The 19,502-nt window shown below is 35.5% G+C and carries 21 protein-coding genes; 14 read left to right on the forward strand and 7 right to left on the reverse strand.

Going from position 1 to position 19,502, the window contains the following annotated elements; all coding sequences use genetic code 11:
- Positions 1-17 precede the first annotated feature (17 nt).
- Positions 18-698, forward strand: a complete 681-nt coding sequence (pyrF, locus tag ONG75_RS01835; protein WP_264375613.1) for an orotidine-5'-phosphate decarboxylase — start codon at positions 18-20, stop codon at positions 696-698.
- Between the two features lie 493 nt (positions 699-1,191).
- On the opposite strand, the gene ONG75_RS01840 is transcribed toward pyrF, so the two are convergent.
- Positions 1,192-1,335 carry a hypothetical protein gene (locus ONG75_RS01840; protein ID WP_264375614.1) on the reverse strand — a complete coding sequence of 48 codons (144 nt, stop codon included), beginning with the start codon at positions 1,333-1,335 and terminating at the stop codon, positions 1,192-1,194.
- A 176-nt stretch (positions 1,336-1,511) separates the two neighbouring features.
- Here ONG75_RS01840 and ONG75_RS01845 point away from each other — a divergent pair, with 176 nt between their 5' ends.
- From ONG75_RS01845 to ONG75_RS01885, 9 genes are all read left to right on the forward strand, one after another.
- On the forward strand, positions 1,512-2,675 hold the full coding sequence (locus ONG75_RS01845; protein WP_264375615.1) for a phage major capsid protein: 1,164 nt from the start codon (positions 1,512-1,514) through the stop codon (positions 2,673-2,675).
- Between the two features lie 74 nt (positions 2,676-2,749).
- Positions 2,750-3,337, forward strand: coding sequence for a hypothetical protein (locus ONG75_RS01850; protein WP_264375616.1), 588 nt, complete (start codon positions 2,750-2,752; stop codon positions 3,335-3,337).
- Positions 3,338-3,469: 132 nt separating this feature from the next.
- Entirely contained in the window at positions 3,470-4,870 is a 1,401-nt protein-coding gene (locus ONG75_RS01855; protein ID WP_264375617.1) for a hypothetical protein, read from the forward strand.
- 125 nt (positions 4,871-4,995) lie between these two features.
- Positions 4,996-5,184, forward strand: a complete 189-nt coding sequence (locus ONG75_RS01860; RefSeq protein WP_264375618.1) for a hypothetical protein — start codon at positions 4,996-4,998, stop codon at positions 5,182-5,184.
- A 45-nt stretch (positions 5,185-5,229) separates the two neighbouring features.
- Positions 5,230-6,612 (forward strand): IS66 family transposase, encoded by a 1,383-nt coding sequence (gene tnpC, locus ONG75_RS01865; protein ID WP_264375454.1) that lies wholly within the window; start codon positions 5,230-5,232, stop codon positions 6,610-6,612.
- 135 nt (positions 6,613-6,747) lie between these two features.
- Positions 6,748-6,873 carry a hypothetical protein gene (locus ONG75_RS01870; RefSeq protein WP_264375619.1) on the forward strand — a complete coding sequence of 42 codons (126 nt, stop codon included), beginning with the start codon at positions 6,748-6,750 and terminating at the stop codon, positions 6,871-6,873.
- Between the two features lie 221 nt (positions 6,874-7,094).
- Positions 7,095-7,889, forward strand: coding sequence for a 4-hydroxy-tetrahydrodipicolinate reductase (gene dapB / locus ONG75_RS01875; protein WP_264375620.1), 795 nt, complete (start codon positions 7,095-7,097; stop codon positions 7,887-7,889).
- Positions 7,886-8,644 (forward strand): phosphate ABC transporter ATP-binding protein PstB, encoded by a 759-nt coding sequence (gene pstB, locus ONG75_RS01880; protein ID WP_010401422.1) that lies wholly within the window; start codon positions 7,886-7,888, stop codon positions 8,642-8,644. Before dapB ends, pstB begins: the two co-directional genes overlap by 4 nt.
- A gap of 68 nt (positions 8,645-8,712) precedes the next feature.
- The gene (locus tag ONG75_RS01885) at positions 8,713-9,594 is read left to right on the forward strand and encodes an ankyrin repeat domain-containing protein (protein ID WP_264375621.1); all 882 of its coding nucleotides are present in this window, start codon (positions 8,713-8,715) and stop codon (positions 9,592-9,594) included.
- Here the strand turns inward: ONG75_RS01885 and tnpC (ONG75_RS01890) are convergent.
- The 3 genes from tnpC (ONG75_RS01890) to ONG75_RS01900 form a co-directional block, all read right to left on the reverse strand.
- Positions 9,577-10,959, reverse strand: coding sequence for an IS66 family transposase (gene tnpC, locus ONG75_RS01890; RefSeq protein ID WP_264375454.1), 1,383 nt, complete (start codon positions 10,957-10,959; stop codon positions 9,577-9,579). The genes ONG75_RS01885 and tnpC (ONG75_RS01890) overlap by 18 nt on opposite strands.
- A 279-nt stretch (positions 10,960-11,238) precedes the next feature.
- Complete coding sequence (dxr, locus tag ONG75_RS01895; protein ID WP_010406676.1) at positions 11,239-12,414, reverse strand: 1-deoxy-D-xylulose-5-phosphate reductoisomerase; 1,176 nt, start codon at positions 12,412-12,414, stop codon at positions 11,239-11,241.
- A gap of 27 nt (positions 12,415-12,441) precedes the next feature.
- Positions 12,442-12,936 (reverse strand): hypothetical protein, encoded by a 495-nt coding sequence (locus ONG75_RS01900; RefSeq protein WP_010406678.1) that lies wholly within the window; start codon positions 12,934-12,936, stop codon positions 12,442-12,444.
- 319 nt (positions 12,937-13,255) lie between these two features.
- Here ONG75_RS01900 and ONG75_RS01905 point away from each other — a divergent pair, with 319 nt between their 5' ends.
- The 3 genes from ONG75_RS01905 (at position 13,256) to ONG75_RS01915 (ending at position 16,844) form a co-directional block, all read left to right on the forward strand.
- A complete protein-coding gene (locus ONG75_RS01905) occupies positions 13,256-15,139 on the forward strand; it encodes a WH2 domain-containing protein (protein WP_264375622.1) in 1,884 nt (627 codons plus the stop codon).
- A gap of 74 nt (positions 15,140-15,213) precedes the next feature.
- Entirely contained in the window at positions 15,214-16,473 is a 1,260-nt protein-coding gene (proS, locus tag ONG75_RS01910) for a proline--tRNA ligase (protein WP_264375623.1), read from the forward strand.
- Positions 16,470-16,844: a holo-[acyl-carrier-protein] synthase gene (locus tag ONG75_RS01915; protein WP_007302804.1), complete on the forward strand. Its 375-nt coding sequence runs from the start codon at positions 16,470-16,472 to the stop codon at positions 16,842-16,844. Before proS ends, ONG75_RS01915 begins: the two co-directional genes overlap by 4 nt.
- A 52-nt stretch (positions 16,845-16,896) precedes the next feature.
- Here ONG75_RS01915 and ONG75_RS01920 read toward each other — a convergent pair whose 3' ends face one another.
- Genes ONG75_RS01920 through ONG75_RS07715 form a run of 3 tightly spaced genes read right to left on the reverse strand, consistent with a single transcriptional unit; the run spans position 16,897 to position 18,407 of the window.
- The gene (locus tag ONG75_RS01920; RefSeq protein ID WP_264375624.1) at positions 16,897-17,631 is read right to left on the reverse strand and encodes a hypothetical protein; all 735 of its coding nucleotides are present in this window, start codon (positions 17,629-17,631) and stop codon (positions 16,897-16,899) included.
- Between the two features lie 58 nt (positions 17,632-17,689).
- Positions 17,690-18,079 carry a phage tail tube protein gene (locus tag ONG75_RS01925; RefSeq protein WP_007302803.1) on the reverse strand — a complete coding sequence of 130 codons (390 nt, stop codon included), beginning with the start codon at positions 18,077-18,079 and terminating at the stop codon, positions 17,690-17,692.
- A complete protein-coding gene (locus ONG75_RS07715; RefSeq protein ID WP_319606827.1) occupies positions 18,054-18,407 on the reverse strand; it encodes a DUF3168 domain-containing protein in 354 nt (117 codons plus the stop codon). The genes ONG75_RS01925 and ONG75_RS07715 overlap by 26 nt, the downstream gene beginning before the upstream one ends.
- A 102-nt stretch (positions 18,408-18,509) precedes the next feature.
- Here ONG75_RS07715 and ONG75_RS01935 point away from each other — a divergent pair, with 102 nt between their 5' ends.
- On the forward strand, positions 18,510-19,469 hold the full coding sequence (locus ONG75_RS01935) for an IS5 family transposase (protein ID WP_264375556.1): 960 nt from the start codon (positions 18,510-18,512) through the stop codon (positions 19,467-19,469).
- Positions 19,470-19,502: the final 33 nt, after the last annotated feature.

A 19,502-nucleotide genomic window follows, 5' to 3' on the forward strand; every position in this document is an offset into this window, starting at 1 on the left:
AAAAATTATACAAGATAATGAACCCAATAATATGCGCACTGGATACACAAGATTTGAATGAAGCCATATCTTGGGCTAATGGTCTGCGTGATAAGGTTGGCATGGTAAAACTTGGGTTAGAATTTTTTGCTGCACATGGTCCTTCTGGAGTGAGAGAAGTTGCAAAATGCAATGTACCAATTTTTTTAGATCTAAAATTGTATGATATTCCAAACACTGTAGCTAGAACAGTTGAAGCAATAAAAGCTCTAGATGTTGAAATGCTAACATTGCATATCAGTGGTGGAACAAAAATGCTTAAAGAAGCACTAAGTATAGTGCAAGGAAAGAAAATAAAGCTAATTGGAGTAACAGTACTAACTAGTATGGGCAATGAAGATCTGAGTGAACTCGGAGTAGCAAGGGAAGCAAAATCACAGGTAATTTTGCTAGCAAAGCTTGCAAAAAAGATTGGACTACATGGAGTAGTTTGCTCTGCACTAGAAGCTCAAGAAGTGCGCCAAGAATGTGGTAAAGACTTTAAAATTATTACTCCAGGAATCCGTATAAATCGAGGTCATGATGATCAAAAAAGGACAGCAACACCAAAAGAAGCAATAAATTCAGGAGCTGATTATATCGTAATTGGCAGACCAATTACAAAAAGCGGCAATCCCGCAAGTAGTGCAGAATTAATATTGAAATCCCTTACTGATTGAAGCAGGAGAGCGGCAAGGTAGATAAGGTACCATAGAATAAAAGCAACAAACGGTATGTATCCGTTCAGCAGGGTGGCAAAACAAGGTAGACGAGAAAAGATAACTAAATGGGTGTCATCCTAGTGCTTGACCATTTTTCTTTTTTTTCTGGATTCCAGCGTCACGCGCTGGAATGACAGGGCTGTGAGTGTCATCGAAGTAGCCGATACAGGCCTTTTTCTTCTGTCATCCCAGTGCCCTGACACTGGGATCCAGTTAAATTTACAGGTATAAAAGTAATCAACGTTTCTGGTGATGATAGAAAAATGGATCCCAGCACAGGATACCATTTATTGTTTTGGCAAATTTGTACAGCTACGTACTTTATTTGCACATTCTTCTGAACAGATACGCAGCGAAAAAAAATGCTTGACACAAAAAAATGGATGCTGTATAGTACTGACAATTAAGTATAATATTTAGGGTGGTGTAATACTACACTGCTTTTTTTACTTCAACAAGTAATCAGTATCATTTTTCTCTCGTTACCAAGCGGCTTACGTTTATTTGTATCTACCATGAAGCCAATGCTGGAATCCAGAAAAAAGACCGGTGAATGGCAGTATACATATACAGTTGTATGAACGTTGTTTACCATGAGGGCGCCTCCCAGCACTGGGATCCATATTGTAAACAAGCGTTTGAGTTATACTAAGCTGCCATTCACCGGTCTTTTTTCTGAATGCAGTTTGCATAACAACGAAAAGGTACTGAGATTAAAGATTACCTTCAAATTACAATACTATTCTAATTTTATTTTTAAAGGAGGCTATTATGTCACTTACTGATATCGCTCACCGTGTTAATGAACTCGCTTCATCATGGGAGCAATTTAAATTAATAAATGATCGCAAACTAAAAGAAATCGAAAGCAAAGGACCTGAGCAGCTATGCAAGATAAATAGTAATATTGATAATTGCAAAGAGCGCTTAGATTTTATTGAAACTTCAGCTCAACGTCCAGAAATTAGCACAGATTTTAACATGGGTGATAAATATTTTTCTGATTATATCCGCAAAGGAATGGAAAGTAGGTTATCACATAAAACCCTAAGTGGAGATGACAATGATATTGGAGGGTATTTAGTTACTCCTCACATTGTAAAACGGATAAACAAGCGTATAGCTGATTCATCTCCAATGCGGCAAATATGTTCTAGTCAAAGAATCTCTACTGAAACATTGGATTATATTATAGAAGATTGTGACCGTGCTAGTGCAGGTTGGAGTGGTGAAGTCGTAGAGGACGAAGATGGTGGCTATAAATCCAAGTATGATTTTGCAAAAGAAACAAGTACACCTAAAATTCAAAAGATTTCCATCACAACTTATGAGCTCTATGCTCAGCCGCAAATATCACAAAAATTGCTCGATGATGCATTTGTCAATGTTGAAAATTGGCTTGTAGAAAAGGTTGCCGAAACTTTCAGTAAGAAGGAGAATGAAGCCTTCATTAAAGGTGATGGCACTTTTCAACCTAAAGGAATTTTAACTTACGAAAATGGAAATGGTCATAATAAGATAGAGCAAATTAAAGCTGATAAGCTAGACAGCGACGCCATAATGATATTGTACTACTCTCTAAATGAACATTACTCTAAAAATGCATCATTTTTGATGAACAGGAGTACGTTAAAGGACGTTAGGCTACTAAAATCTGAAACAGGTCAGTATCTTTGGCAGCCGAGTTTATCGCTTGAAACACCAGATACTTTAATGGGAATACCAGTATATCAATCTGCTGATATGCCACCTACAATGATTGCAGTAGCGGATTTCAAACAAGCTTATAAGATCGTAGATAACAGAGGAATGAGAATACTTAGAGACCCTTATACAAACAAACCTTATGTTAGATTTTTTGTCACTAAGCGTGTTGGTGGGGAGGTTGTCAACACCAGTGCTATTAAATTGTTGAAAATTGCGAGCAAGTACTAAAATTTTTATGAAATAATTGACATATTATACTTTTTATGTAATAATTAAATTATTATTAACTTAAGGAGTAAAATATGTTAAAAAAAATAAAAAACTTTTTTCAGTCGATTGCAGGAAAAATTGCATCAGGCTGGAACAGCATTAAAAACTTGTGGTCTAGTAAACCGCAAAAAAATAGTGTAATTGAACTAGTGAAGGGTGAATCCAATCATTGGGGTGTTATTAAAGAAAATGGTAATAAGCAGTTAGTACTGCATACAAACAAAAAGGATATACCAGAAATTATGGATTGGAGAAATATTAATTGTGAAGATCCATCAAAATATTGTGTATATGTCAAATCTGATAAAGATACATTAAGAATTACTTGCGGCAAACTTATTGCCACGAACGATAATTCGGTATCCTTTATAGTGGACTCGGTAGATGATGGTAAAACTTTGTCTTGTGAGTTAGAAGGAATGAAAAAGATGTTGGGTTTAAATAGTAAGCGTACAGTTGGTACTATAGATAAAATATCTCAGAAACCTGAAGTTGTAAGTTCTACATCTAAAGTGCCTGCAAGTGATAGCAAGGTACTAAGCTCAGAAGCTGGTAAACCTAGTAAGGTGCTAGATAAGCCAGCTATAAATTCATCAATACCTATTATATCACCTTTCTAAAGAGTATCTTTTCTTCACAAAAGAGCACCTCCTTTGGTGCTCTTTTTTTCTTTATAAGTTTTCTCCATAGGAGAAAATTGACAAATTAAACTTTATATATAATAGTTAAATTATTAATTTAAGGAGTAAAGTATGTGGGAAAGTATAAAAAACTTTTTTAAGTGGATTGCTGATCGTAGAGGAATTTCATGGATTGCAAGAAAAATTTCATCAGGTTGGAATTGGTTATTTAGCAGTAAAGCAAATACTGCTCAAGAAAATATATCACCAAAGAGACCTTCAGATGAGAATGTAAATAAAAGTCCAACTGTTAGCACCCCTATGCAAAATGAGACTGAAGAACCTGTATCTAAAACAGGTACAAATGTCGAGCCAGCAGAAAATTTTCCAGAAAAATCAGAACAACCAAGAAGGCACGTAAATCCTAATAAACCTAATGTTATTCAACAAAGCACAAAGCCAGGGAGTTATTTTGAATTTATCGATAAAAAATTACTATTTGTTACAATAAACGAGAATTATAAACGTCTTGAAGAAAAATGTAAAAATGAAGACAAAAATGGTAAAGTTATACCTGGAGAATTTCGTATATTTGTAGAGTGTGAAAGTAACAAGTTTTGTATTACTGGCCCTTATAGTTCATGTCAAGATGTAGATGATGGAAAGAAATCTGTATCCATAACTTCAGTGAAGAAACAGCATGACAAGGGAACTATTTCAAAAGACCCATCAGAAATGATGTATAAAGTAGGCTTGGATGAGAACAAAAATCTTGCTGAAATAACTAGAATGTCCAAAAAGCCATTTGAAATTACAACACCTAATCTTAATGCTACTACGATACAACGAACAGTTAACAATGATTCTGAAACAACAACCACTGATCAGCAAAGGGCATTGAGCCAAGAAGTTGTTGCTAATGAGCCTAAAGGAGTAGTTTATATTGAACTTGATCAAAATAATGACTTATTTTTAAATTTGGAAAAGGGTATAAAAGTTGAGGATTATAAATATAGTTTAAACCGGGACAAAATTTTTGTTCAGCTTCTTGTATATCTAAGGTGTGGTAAAGGAGAATATCGCATTACTGGTATTTGTAATCTCCATGGCACTTCTGAATATGTAATTGTAAAATCAGTACTAAAGAAGAAAGAAGATGGTAATTATATCGATGACGATAAAATATTAGTTCAAGGCAATATTGAGCATGTGAAAAAAATGTTAGGATTGGAAAATGGTGTAACAAAGGTTAAAGTAGATAGTATATCTAATCAGCCGTTTGAAGGTACAGCGTTGGAGCAGCATAATCTTAATCCTACTACGTCACAACAAATGGTTAACAATAAGGAAGTGACTACTGAATCAGAAAAGTTTTATGATGCAGAAGAGGAATTAGATGATGATTTTCATGATGCACGAGAGGAGGACTCTTGTAATGTGTTAAAGGCACAACCTCGCTCAATAACTGGAGAACCAGAAGCACAAATACATTATATCTCTAATCCGAGCAAAGTAGGAAACGGTTCTTATTAAAACAAACCCTTCACAAAAGAGCACCTCCTTTGGTGCTCTTTTTTTCTTTATACGTTCTCTATAGAAAAAGTTGACAAATTAAACTTTATATATAATAATTAAATTATTAATTTAAGGAGTAAAGTATGTGGGAAAGTATAAAAAACTTTTTTAAGTGGATTGCTGATCGTAGAGGAATTTCATGGATTGCAAGAAAAATTTCATCAGGCTGTAAGCGGCTGTTTGGTGGTAAAAAAAGTGAAACAAGTGTTGCGAAACAAAGCATATCACAGCAAGGACAAGTATCCGTTCAGCGGAGTGGCAGAATAAGGTAGACAAGGTGATCTAAAAAGATAATCATAGAGCAAAAGTGAGGTAATGTGGTAAACCTTTTAGAGCTTTGCAAAAATTTACAGCAAAAAATAGAAAAGTTAGAAGCAAAAATAGAAAAGCTGGAAAGGGAGAATGAAAGTTTAAAAGCAGAGAACAAGGCTTTAAAGATAGAGAACGCTGAATTAAAGGAAAGGCTTGGTTTAAACTCGAAAAATTCATCTCTACCAAGCTCTAGAGAGTTGTACAAAATAAAAAAGGACAAGCCAAAGAGCGACAGAAACGTTGGTGGTCAGGTTGGTCATAAAGGAAGTTTTCGCGCCAAAATGGATGCAGATGAGGTGATAAAAGTAAAGTTGTCATCTACTTGTGAATGCGGAGGAGGGATTGCAATATGCAATGGACCGTACATTCATCAAAAAGTTGATCTTCCGGAAATTAGGCCTTATGTAGTGGAATATCAGATGGAGCATGGTCGTTGCCGGAGATGCGGAAAAAGAAGAAGCAGTAAGTTACCAGAAGGTGTTACGTCAGATACATTTGGTCCAAGGGTTAAGTCAATAATTGCAGCGTTCAGCGGATTCTACAAAAATTCAAAACGCGAAATAGCGAGTGTCGTAAATGATATCTTCAATTTGAACATAAGCGTCGTTAGCATATCAAATAGTGAACATAGAGTTGCTTCAAAATGCAAAAAAATGTATGAGCAGATCGAACAAGAGATAAGTAGGAGTAAAGTTCTACATATTGATGAAACGAGCCATTATAACAAAGGTAAACTCGCTTGGTGTTGGATGTTTGCAAGCAATACGGCAAGTTTTGTGAAGTTGACAGAGTCAAGAGGAATGAAAGTTTTAAAAAATAACGCATGCTGCAATCATAATAGCTTAGTGGTAACCGACAGGTACGCAGTATACAATTACTTTGCTGATGAAAAAAGGCAAATCTGCTGGGCACACTTAGCAAGGGATTTTGAAAGATTAGCGCATAGTTGGAATATTGAAGTCAAAGTTCTTGGCTGTTACTTAAGAAATGTAGCTACTGAATTATTTGCACTAAAAAAGGCTTTGCTAAAAAATGAGATAGATGTTTTTAGATTTGCCAGACGTGCCAGAAAGTTGCGAAAACGTACAAGGTATTACTTGAAGGAAATATCCTACTTACCTGAAGCAATTGGAGCCTCTCGAGTTGCGAAAAATATTTTGAAATCTGAAAGAATGATGTGGAATTTTTTAGATGACCCAAAAAACATTCCGCTGACAAACAACCATGCTGAACAGCAGATACGGCATTATGTCGTTTACCGCAAAAATTCGTATTTTACACAATCAAAGCGGGGAAATGCATTCCTTGAACGGATAATTTCGTTATACTTAACATGGAAACAAAGGGGTCTCAATCCTTTCCAAAACCTCTTATCTATTGTTTCTTAAACCACTCTCCTGAACGGATACAAGGACAATCTTCAGGTAAAACTACTATTGAAGAAAAAAACAAGAGTTAATAAATGCTTTTACTGCATCTCTTTCTAAGTTTAGAGAAGATTTATCTGATCTTACTCTGAGGAAGTGACTACTGAATCAGAGGAGTTTTATGATGCAGAAGTTACACAACCAAGTTCAACAACTCGAGCACTAGCAACAGAAAGACATTGTGTCTCTAATCCGAGCAAAGTAGGAAGCGGTTATTATTAATTAGTAAACAAATCCTTCACAAAAGAGCACCTCCTTTGGTGCTCTTTTTTTCTTTATAAGTTTTCTCCATAGGAGAAATTTGACTAATTACAATTTTTCGTATCAATTTTCAATAGATTCATCGATGTATAGCTATAGTTTTATCAGTGTAAGGCTAAATATGCTAAGCTTATAAAGATGACAAAGCTTCAAAAAAAGCCTAACATAGTGGAAAAAGCTTTATGAAAATCAAAGTTGGAGTAATAGGCTGCTTAGGCAGAATGGGTAAGAAAATACTCAATGAATTAATTACGAATACCAAAGTGGAAATAGCAGGTGCTGTTGCTCGCTTGGGCAGTGAGTATATAGGCTTAGATATTGGGCCTATTGTAGGCAATAATTGCAATTTAGGAATCAAAATTACAAGTTCCATTAATGAGGTATTTGAATCGTCCGATGTTGTAATAGATTTTACAACTAAAGAATGTATGCTAGAATGCCTTAAGGCGGCCGTGAAATTTAAAAAACCGCTAGTTAGTGGCACAACTGGAATAGAAGGTCTAAATTTAAAAGAATATGCTGCTAAAGTTCCAATATTATGGTCAGCAAATATGAGTGTTGGAGTTAATGTGTTGCTGAAATTGGTAAAAGAAGCTGCCAAGCTTTTAGGTAATGAGTATGACGTTGAAATTTGGGAAATGCATCACAATTTAAAAAAGGATTCACCATCTGGAACAGCTATAGAGTTTGGTAAAGCAGTTGCTAACGCTGCAAAAGTGGATTTTGAGCTCAATCAATATTCACATAATAATTCAAATATAAGAGGGAAAGGAGGAATAGGCTTTGCAGTATCTCGTGGAGGTGGAGTAATAGGAGATCACAGTGTCATGTTTGTCAATTCCGATGAACGAGTAGAATTAAATCACAAGGCAATTGACCGCACAACGTTTGCTAGAGGGGCGGTTCAAGCAGCAATATGGTTGTGCGAGAATAAACAGGAAATACCAGGACTTTATTCAATGCAGGATTTAGTATGAGCGATAAATACGCTTTCGTTAAAAATTTAAATCTTTGGTATGGCTCTAAACAAGTTTTATTCGATATAAATTTGAATATTTGCAAAAAGAAAGTCACAACTTTTATCGGACCTTCTGGGTGCGGTAAATCGACATTTTTGCGTTGTTTCAATCGTATGAATGATTACGTACCTGGATGTAGAGCGACTGGTGAACTGGTAATCGATGGGCTGGGTAATATATATTCACGTGATATGGATGTTGTATTGCTCAGAGCAAAAGTTGGTATGGTATTTCAAAAACCCAATCCTTTTCCAAAGTCAATATATGATAATGTTGCTTATGGGCCTAAATTGCATGGCATGGTGAAAAATAAGCAAAAATTAGATGAAATAGTAGAAAGTAGTTTAACTAAGGTTGGTTTATGGGAAGAGTTGAAAGATAGATTGCAAGATAGTGCACTAAATTTATCTGGTGGCCAGCAACAAAGATTATGCATTGCTCGTGCAATTGCAGTAAAGCCAACTATTTTATTAATGGATGAACCATGCTCTGCTCTTGATCCAATGGCAACCAATGCAATCGAAAATCTTATACAAGAATTGAAATTGAGGTTCACCATAATTATGGTAACTCATTCGATGAAGCAAGCTAAAAAATTATCTGACAGCATAGTTTTCTTTTGCAATGGCAAGATTGTTGAATTCGGAAGTACTCAAGAAATCTTTGAAAATGCTCAGTCTCCTTTAACGAAGGAGTATATTCTGGATCATTAGCTTAATAGTTGATATTTTAATTTTTTCTATGTATAATTTTATCAAGTTTGTTGTGATAGGGGGTTAAAATGTTTAGTACAAGTGAAGCAACAAAAAAGTTGTTTAAAGCTATTGAATTTCAAAATGCTAGTGGTGAAAGAATAACACCTGAGGAAGCTTGGAATCATTTTCAACAAGCATTGAAAGAAGGAGCGAATGTTAACGCTTTTGAGGATGGGATGACACCTTTGATGTGCATTATTTCAGCTTTTGTTACTAGTAATAACGAGGAACATCAATATTTAGAGCTTATGGCTAAGTTGCTTGTAGAACATAAAAAAATCGATTTAAATATTAAAAGCAAGCAAGCTGTTATTGAGAGAAAACCAAAGAAACATGATGGTTATCCAGTGTACGAATTTGAGGGGAGAGAAGTAGTAGATAAGGGTATAAGGGGTTGTGTATACCTTGACAATTTACAACCTGTTAATGAAGGATTTATACCTCAAAATTATGCTCGTGCAGAGGAGGAAATTAAGACCGGCAAGAAGGAAAAAAATACAGCTCTACACATTGCTTGCAAGTTGGGAAATGTAAACATGATAGAAATATTACTTACACATCCAAATATCAAACCTAATATTAAAAACTATGAAAACAAAAGTCCAAGAAATTGTATTGCAGGACATGTCAAGAAAGCAATAGAACCAGAATTCCTAAAGATAGAAGCAGTCGCTCAAAAAAGGAAACAAACTAATTATGCTTGTGCTTTTTTGTTATCTGGAGTACTTGCTGCTGGTATATGTTTCGCAGTTGATAACCCAACTCCGCTTGTTGTAACTTCGTTGCTTTTTCTTGCAATAGGATGCGGTTATCTGTATAGAGCAAATACAGTTATTAATGATGTAAGCTTCTCTCAAGTTATTGTGAACGTATCCGTTCAGGAGAGTGGTTTAAGAAACAATAGATAAGAGGTTTTGGAAAGGATTGAGACCCCTTTGTTTCCATGTTAAGTATAACGAAATTATCCGTTCAAGGAATGCATTTCCCCGCTTTGATTGTGTAAAATACGAATTTTTGCGGTAAACGACATAATGCCGTATCTGCTGTTCAGCATGGTTGTTTGTCAGCGGAATGTTTTTTGGGTCATCTAAAAAATTCCACATCATTCTTTCAGATTTCAAAATATTTTTCGCAACTCGAGAGGCTCCAATTGCTTCAGGTAAGTAGGATATTTCCTTCAAGTAATACCTTGTACGTTTTCGCAACTTTCTGGCACGTCTGGCAAATCTAAAAACATCTATCTCATTTTTTAGCAAAGCCTTTTTTAGTGCAAATAATTCAGTAGCTACATTTCTTAAGTAACAGCCAAGAACTTTGACTTCAATATTCCAACTATGCGCTAATCTTTCAAAATCCCTTGCTAAGTGTGCCCAGCAGATTTGCCTTTTTTCATCAGCAAAGTAATTGTATACTGCGTACCTGTCGGTTACCACTAAGCTATTATGATTGCAGCATGCGTTATTTTTTAAAACTTTCATTCCTCTTGACTCTGTCAACTTCACAAAACTTGCCGTATTGCTTGCAAACATCCAACACCAAGCGAGTTTACCTTTGTTATAATGGCTCGTTTCATCAATATGTAGAACTTTACTCCTACTTATCTCTTGTTCGATCTGCTCATACATTTTTTTGCATTTTGAAGCAACTCTATGTTCACTATTTGATATGCTAACGACGCTTATGTTCAAATTGAAGATATCATTTACGACACTCGCTATTTCGCGTTTTGAATTTTTGTAGAATCCGCTGAACGCTGCAATTATTGACTTAACCCTTGGACCAAATGTATCTGACGTAACACCTTCTGGTAACTTACTGCTTCTTCTTTTTCCGCATCTCCGGCAACGACCATGCTCCATCTGATATTCCACTACATAAGGCCTAATTTCCGGAAGATCAACTTTTTGATGAATGTACGGTCCATTGCATATTGCAATCCCTCCTCCGCATTCACAAGTAGATGACAACTTTACTTTTATCACCTCATCTGCATCCATTTTGGCGCGAAAACTTCCTTTATGACCAACCTGACCACCAACGTTTCTGTCGCTCTTTGGCTTGTCCTTTTTTATTTTGTACAACTCTCTAGAGCTTGGTAGAGATGAATTTTTCGAGTTTAAACCAAGCCTTTCCTTTAATTCAGCGTTCTCTATCTTTAAAGCCTTGTTCTCTGCTTTTAAACTTTCATTCTCCCTTTCCAGCTTTTCTATTTTTGCTTCTAACTTTTCTATTTTTTGCTGTAAATTTTTGCAAAGCTCTAAAAGGTTTACCACATTACCTCACTTTTGCTCTATGATTATCTTTTTAGATCACCTTGTCTACCTTATTCTGCCACTCCGCTGAACGGATACTTGTGAACGAACGTGCTAGTGATGTATCTGTTCAGGTAAGGTATCATTCCAGCACTTGATGCTGGTTTTCATTTAATCTCATTGAATTTAGCATAAGCTTTGTAAATTTTTCTAGATCCCAGTGTCAGCTACTAGGATGACAGGAGTATGAAATGGGGCTACTTGACCATTTAGTTGTCTTTTCTCGTCTACCTTATTTTATCACTCTGCTGAACAGATACCTTTACTTTTTATGATTTCATTGGCAAGAATACGGCTTTCAAAATCGACACTTATTATGTCGGATAGTGAGTTAATATCAGAGTACTTGTCAAAGTTTTCTATTGTTGATTTTACTACCTCTACTACTTCTAAAAAGCCGATTCGTGACTTCAAAAATTCGTTAACAGCTATCTCATTTGCAGCGTTCAAAACAATACTATTTGTATGTGGAGAAGAAGAATTTAACACTTCCATGCTTAGCTTTAGTGAAGAAAAACATTTGTGGTCTGGTTCTTGAAAGGTCAATTTTTTTTGTTTTGTTAAGTCTAACTTGTAGTTCAAAGTTGATCTTTCTGGCCAAGACAAAGCATATGCAATGGGAATTTCCATATCAGTTTCTGCAAGCACAGCAAAGCTGAATCCATCGTGATAAACGACAATTCCATGTACTATCGATTCAGGGTGCACTACTGCTTCAATTCTATTTGGACTAATATTAAACAAATGATGTGCTTCTATTATTTCTAGTGCTTTATTCATCATTGTTGCACTATCAACTGAGATTTTCTTTCCCATTTTCCAAGTAGGGTGACTTAGTGCCTGATTTACTGTGATATTTCTTAATTGTTCAAGGCTATAATTTAAAAATGGTCCACCAGAGGCAGTGAGTATAATCTTTTCTACACATTTATCATCATTTTGCAAAACTTGAAAAATTGCGTTGTGTTCAGAGTCGATGGGAATTATTTGTACGCTCCTTTCTTTAGCTTTTTTAAGTAGTAACTTACCACCGCAAACAATACTCTCTTTGTTTGCTAGAGCAATAACTTTAGTACCGCTTTCTATAACCTTTATAACTGGCTCAAGGCCTGCGATGCCAACTATTGCAATAACTGAGAGATCAACGGGTAGAGAAGCAACATTTGCTAGACCTGGAGCACCAACTTCTACTTTGACGTTTGTACCAAGTAGATCTTCTTTTAAATCTTTGTAGAACCTTTCATCAGAAATGGCAGCATATTTTGCATTAAGTAGATTTGCCTGTTGTGCTAGCAGAGCAAAGTTAGAATTGGCACTTAGTGCTTCCACCTGATATTCTTCCTTTCTCTTTAAGAGCAAATCTACAGTCTTTTTTCCAATGCTTCCTGTTGATCCTAAAACTGAAACTTTTTTCACTAATTACAATAAAATCTTCTTAGTTATTTAGTAACCAAGCTCATGATCATCACCAACAGATGGTGAAGGACCAGGTGAAAAAGATTGGCCATGATGATCACCTGCATCATGCATATCATGCAAACCATCGGCACTTTGAGCTATTTCATTGTTAGAGTGGGGATAATCATCCGGATGATGCCCCTCATCACCGTAGTCCATACCCATTCCTTCTGATGGCATATCTTCTCCACCACCACCTGAAAAATATTCAGCAAGACTTTCAAGAAATTTTATGCCAAACATATTACCTGATTTCCCAAATAACGTCACTAGACTGCTACCACTGACCAAACCTTCGAATACATTATTATAAGCAGCAATTGCTCCTTCATGAAAGTTGAACATCCACTTCATTCCATCCACAATTGTTGCAACAGAGTCGCTATGACCAAGACCGAAACCACTTTTCTCACTAGCGGCTTCCTGGTGTTGCTGCTGTGCCTGCCATTCTGCAATATTTGGACCTTGTGCTTCACTCATAAACTTTTATTCTAAGCCTTAAGCTATTATTTTACCAAAAACACTTTAAAATATCAATTGTTTAAGAGAGGTTATCATAAAAATAGCTAACACTAAGCTATTTTTATGATTCTGATTACTCTATACCAAAACATCGATGATGTGCTGTGGTAACAAAGTGATGACTTGAGGTTTAAGATAGCTTCTATTTCTTCTTAGAAGACTGCTCCTCTCTCTTTCCTTTTTATTTTATTATCTTAATACTAACTTACTCATAAATTATTGACAAGTACTAATAATTTAATCATCATTAATATAATATTAATAATGAGGAAGAAAAATGCTTACTAATAATAACACACCATCATCAGCTCCGCCACCACCCCCACCTCTACCACCTGCAGATTGGGGAAAAAATTGGAAGCCAGCGAAAAATAACGATAAAAATGAAAACACTCTTGGTAGTACTCCATCAAAAACCAGCAATAGCACTCAATTAAAAAGAGGTCTATCTGAGGTTTCTAATCCAAATCTTTTTGAAGAGTTGAAAAATAATTCAAAATTCAAGGAAGCAAACAATGCGAATGGCGAAACTGCAGATAAAGGAAGCAATATTAGACAGAGTGAGCCAAATAGAATATCAACTACCAAGCCTGTATCACCTAGAGTTTTGAGTCCTCAACAAGATAATGGTAATAGTAACAAACCTTCAGGAACTAACAATAGTACTCAATCAGAAAAAGGGCTATCTGAGAATCCTATTCAACTTGCAACAGAACAAAAAATCGATACTCCCATTTTGATTAATACTTTAGTTGGAATAAGTAAGACAGCTGCCTTAAAATATTCAATTGCTACTTTGTTGCTATGTATATCTAGTGTTACAGCTGGTATATATACATATCTTTCGATTTCAGTAACACTAAGTGATCCAGTACTTTTCACAGTTATTGCTTTTGTTTCTGCATCGGTTATGTTGAGCTTAGCTGCATATCTTATCAATTCACACCTTTCTGCAATAAACAGCGAGAAAGGAGTTGATCCTGGTAGAAAACAATCACAAGATTTACAGAAAGCAAAAGGACTTGAACACAGCAATACTCATACATCATCACCTCCAGTAGCGCTTAGAACATCCAGTGTACCGACACCACCTACTCTAAAGAATAATACTACTAATAAATCCATACCCTCAGGAGGTGGCAAGCAACAAGGAAGTGGAGATTTGATGGCTGATTTGAACAAAACGCTCAAAAGCCGAAGGAAAGCAATTGATGGAGAGGACGACGTACAACAGCAAAACAACGAAGTATGTCAAAATCAATCACAAGATAGTAGTTTACAGAAAGCAAAAGAACTTGAACATAGCAATACTCCTACACCATCATTTCCAGTAATGTCTGGAACACCCAGTGCACCGCCACCACCACCTCCTCCATTGCCACAAAATGCTGCACCACTACCACCTCCTCCTACAGCTTCCAAGTATACGGAGAAACCTAAGAATGGTGCACCGAAAAAGGCTAATGAATCTGAGCATGATCGTTCTGCTCTGTTTGCGCAGATAAGAGGAGGAGGTGTTAAGTTGAAACGTGTTAACAATGAGTTTAAAAATGCTAAGACACCAGGTAATAACAATGATGGGAAATCACAAGATTTTTCAGATGAATTGAAGGAAGAGTTTAAAAGTAGTAAGAGCAATGCTGAGCAAGAGACAGGAGAAGAGCTCGCTGCAAGAATTGAGAAGTCGATACAAGAGAATAAGCAACATACAATGAGGAATGCTCAATGTCATGATTATGAGATAGCTAATATCCTGAAGAGGAGACTAGCAATAGAACTTTCTAGTAGTGAAAGTGAAGTTTCTGACCACAGTGACAGTGATGATTGGAGCAATGATAAATCGAAAAAACCGAAAGAGAAAAAGCTGACAAAATCCAGGAAAAAACCTACGCCTTCAAACTCCCAACCAGAAGATGAAAGAGGAAGCAAGAGTCCTGACAGTGGTCATGAATCTGATGATAATGAAAAATCTAAACCTACATCTCCGTTACATTCTGTGCCAAAAGCAGGTAAGCCACTGGTACCGCCTAAGACTGCTGGTTTACAAACGAAATCTGAAGCTTCTCCTGCAGCACAAGCAAATAATGTTGACTCAGTGAATAGTGAGGTGCAAAAACCATTTCAAGTTCAAAGTGTCGTAGATCGAGGTAAGAGAAAGTAGTACACTCTTCTTAAAATAAGTTTACCTACAGGCCTGATTGTATTAAGATTACTTAGTACAATCAGATTTATCAAATGCGTTTATCTCAATATTACCTGCCAACTTTAAAAGAAACCCCGGCTGGTGCTGAAATTATTTCTCATCAATATTTGTTACGTGCGGGCTTAATCAAGCAGACAGCATCTGGAATTTATTCTTGGCTGCCGCTTGGTCTTTTGGTACTTAAAAATATTGAAAATATTATCAGAGATGAAATTGGTGCAATTGAAGTGTTGATGCCTTGTGTGCAGCCAGCAAGTCTTTGGCGAGAGTCAGGACGTTACGATGATTACGGCAAAGAAATGCTACGTATTAAAGATAGGCATGAAAGCGATATGCTTTTTGGTCCAACACATGAGGAGGTGGTAACTGATTTGATTAGAAATACGGTAAAAAGTTACAAAGATTTACCACTTTGTTTATATCAAATTCAGTGGAAGTTTCGTGACGAAGTAAGACCTCGTTATGGCGTTATGAGAGGCAGGGAATTTCTGATGAAGGATGCATACAGTTTTGATGTAGATTACGAAGGTGCACTGAATTCATATAATTTGATGTATAAAACTTACATAAAAATCTTCAAACGCATGGGACTTACTCCAATTGGAGTGAGGGCAGATACAGGACCAATTGGAGGAAATTTAAGTCATGAATTTCATATATTGGCAAACACCGGTGAGAGCACTCTATATTATGACAATAAACTTTTTGAATTACTAGAAAGCGAAGATATTGAAAGCCTGAAGAGCATATATGCAGTTGCAGACGATATGCATGATCCTGAAAGTTGTCCTATACCGCAAGAACAGTTAAATGTTAGCAAGGGTATTGAAATAGGGCATATTTTTTATTTTGGTGATAAATATTCGAAACCTATGAAGGCAAGTGTTACTTCTCAAGATGGAAAAAATGTTAACATGCATATGGGTTCGTATGGTATTGGAGTTTCAAGGCTTGTTGGCGCAATAATAGAAGCTTTCCATGATGATAAAGGAATTATCTGGCCAGAGGCAGTAGCTCCTTTTAAAGTTGGTTTGATCAATTTACAAACAAAAGTAACGGAGGCTGCAGATAAAATATACAAAGCTTTGAAAAGCGATGAAGTGCTTTATGATGATACAGACGAAAGTGTAGGAGTGAAATTTGCCAGAATGGATCTGATAGGCTTGCCATGGCAAATAATTATTGGAAAGAAAGCAGTAAGTGAAAATATAGTTGAAGTAAAAAATAGGGCAACTGGAGAGGTAGAGGAAATACAAGTTGAAGAAGCAATAAATCGTTTTAGCGCAAAATGATATACGGTATTGGCACTGACATAGTATATATACCCAGAATATTGAGAATATCACAAAAATACGGGGAAAAATTTCTCAATAAAGTCTATACTAAGAAGGAGATAGAGATAAGCAAAAAATATAATAGCCAAGAAGTAAGGGCAAAATATTTTGCTAAACGCTTTGCTGCAAAGGAAGCTTTTGTTAAAGCGCTAGGCACTGGATTCAGCCAAGGAATTATAATGAAAGATATAGAAATATACAGTAATATCAGGGGAAAACCACATCTTGCTATCACAAAGGATTTCATCTCGAAAGACTACAAGATACACCTTTCTCTAAGTGATGATCAAGATTATGCTACTGCGTTTGTTGTAATTTGCGTTGAGTAGATATTGTTTAGTACATACGATTTCAAAAATTTTTTTGAAATTATACTTTGACCTACACAGATCGACCTTTCTGTGAATCCTGGTTTCTGCTTTCTTCAACTTGTTTTGCAAAAGACGTCTCTTGTGTATTCATATGTTGAAGTGGTTTAGCAATTTCGCGCACAACAGCAGCAACTGCAGTTAAAAACGCCTTGAATAATCCACCTAAAACTCCACCAACTGCTTCTCTACCGTACATACGAGCTTGCTTTTCATTGTCATCAGCAGTTTCCCCTGCCCTCCTTCTTGGATCCATTCTATGAGCAATAACTGAAAACAACACCCCCCTAATTGAAGACTTCACTCGTGCTTTTGCCTTCTGAACATCTTCATCACTTGCTACTTCATGTTTTTCCCTACTATTCATTAGCTCCTTTTGTTGTTGAAAACTTAAGATCTCTTCCATCAGTTGTTTCTTTCTCTTTTCCAGAACTCTTTTCTTGGATTCTGATTTATCGCGAGTGTGCTTTGTGGTTTCAAGTTCTACATCAATATCCTCAGATGCTGCTTGGCTATATAAGGTTTCTATGAGCCTATCTATACTTCGCTTTACTTGCATAGTCCTTTCGTAACTATCTAAATTATCAACTCCTTCATCAATTTGACTTAAAATATCCTCGAAAGGTTTTAAATACTCTTTGCACTGCTCTTCAAGCTGATTTTCATTCTTCAAATTCCTTTCTCTTCTGTCATCGCTATTCTCTTCAACATTATCATCACCTTCTTCGAAAAGATCCTCATCGTTCATAATTTTTTTTAATTTATTCCCACTTATTATTATTGTATATGAAAAAATTAAATTAACACTAATGAAAAGTGTTCACAACTTCAGCACTGGCTAAAACTACAGTGAAGCTGTCAAAAGTGGCAGGATCATAATATCTCTCATACAATTCAACCGAACACCTGAGTTTTATCTTCTCCTTAGCATTAAAACTAATCTCATAATCATTATTAGAGTTTAACATTGCAGAATTACGCAATAATTCATCAGCCAATACTGAATTTAAAATGCCATTAATTTTTATTGTAATCTTTCTACTTCCAGCACAATCAAGCACTTTTCTCCAGCCAAAAGAGGAAATATCTTTCATCTCCTCTTTGTTATTACGCAAAGTAAACCTTAAGTTTCGTATATTATTCAGCACAACAAAATTATTGTCATGACCTTTAATTTTCAGCTGTAATTTGCTCATCGCTACCTCCTTGTATTAAAATATCAAAATTAATTGTTGAATGTAAAACTTCATCATGCTGATTTATAGCACAATTACTTTCAAAAATGGTCTCACTACTAATGCTCTTTACCACCAAGCTAACATGCTTTATAGCAGCAAGCATGCTGCTTATATGATAAGTATATATGTCGCATGAAAATCTTACTTTTGTAGCAAAATTAGATAGCATATGCAGGTTAACATAATTTACTATGCGCAATCTCAGATAAGGAATAGTAACCTGCTTAGGCAGGTAATCATAGATGTTAGTAACATATTTCTTTAAATCAGAGTGGCTTTGTTGCATAGCTAGTGTTGGTTGAGGTTATTGTAAGAAGAAAAGCTTTTTAATATATGGCTACTAACGCATTTTGTTGTAAAATAGGCATTTTTCAAACAAGTACAACTTATGCCACAAAAAATGAGAGTAAGTAACCAAAGAGAATATAACGAGTTTCTCAAAAAAAGAGGAAATGTTTTTCATTTTGTTAATCAAGCCATAGAAAATTGGTATGAAAATAGTCCAAAAGTTGCAGGTGGCAATAACACTTATAGTGATAAAGTTGTAATTTTAATACACATAATAGTTCATCTTTTTAGAATTGGCTTGAGACAAGCTGTAGGTTTTGTAAAAGGTTATATGGTACAAATAGGCAAAAAACTTAAGATTATCAGCTATACACAAGCTTCCAGAAGATTTAAAAAGCTTAATTTGAAGATTGATGACCATAGAAGCAATAAAGATGATCTGGAAAATGTTGAAATTGCCGTAGATAGCACTAGAGTTAGTATCTACAATAATAACGGTGGGCATAGTAAGCTTAATATTCGAAAAAGGAAATACAGTGGTTATGGTCAAGTAAGAAAATTACATGTTGTTTTAAACATAAATGATAAGAAAGCAATAAGCATGAACTACACTAGTGGTGTTGCTGTAGACTATTTGCCGGTCTGCGATATGTTAGAAGAAGTCAGTGATAAATATAACATTTGTTCTATTCGAGCAGATGCGGCTTATGATATAAAAAGTGTGTATAAAGAATGCAGAAAATACAATATTGTGCCTATTATTCGCCCTAGGAAGGATACTAAAATTTGTTTAGCTGACTACTTATCAGAAAGAAACAAGTATATTAGTAGAATTAGGTCATATGAGAATTATGAAGATGGTATTAATGAATGGAAGAAAAAAGTTAAGTATGGAGCACGGTCTTATATTGAAGTCTTTTTCTATAGGTTGAAGCAAATATTTGGGTTTGGCTTGAAAAATAAATCAGAGGTAAATCGTGAAAAAGAGCTGTTAATTAAGTGCTACTTATTGAACAAATTTACTGATATAGGTATGGCTAAATTTAAATTAGCTGCGTAAATTCACTGTGATTTACATGCCTATCAGTGCTAT

Origin of the sequence: Wolbachia endosymbiont (group B) of Sphaerophoria taeniata, from assembly GCF_947179355.1 — a bacterium.
Classification (GTDB): Bacteria; Pseudomonadota; Alphaproteobacteria; order Rickettsiales; family Anaplasmataceae; genus Wolbachia.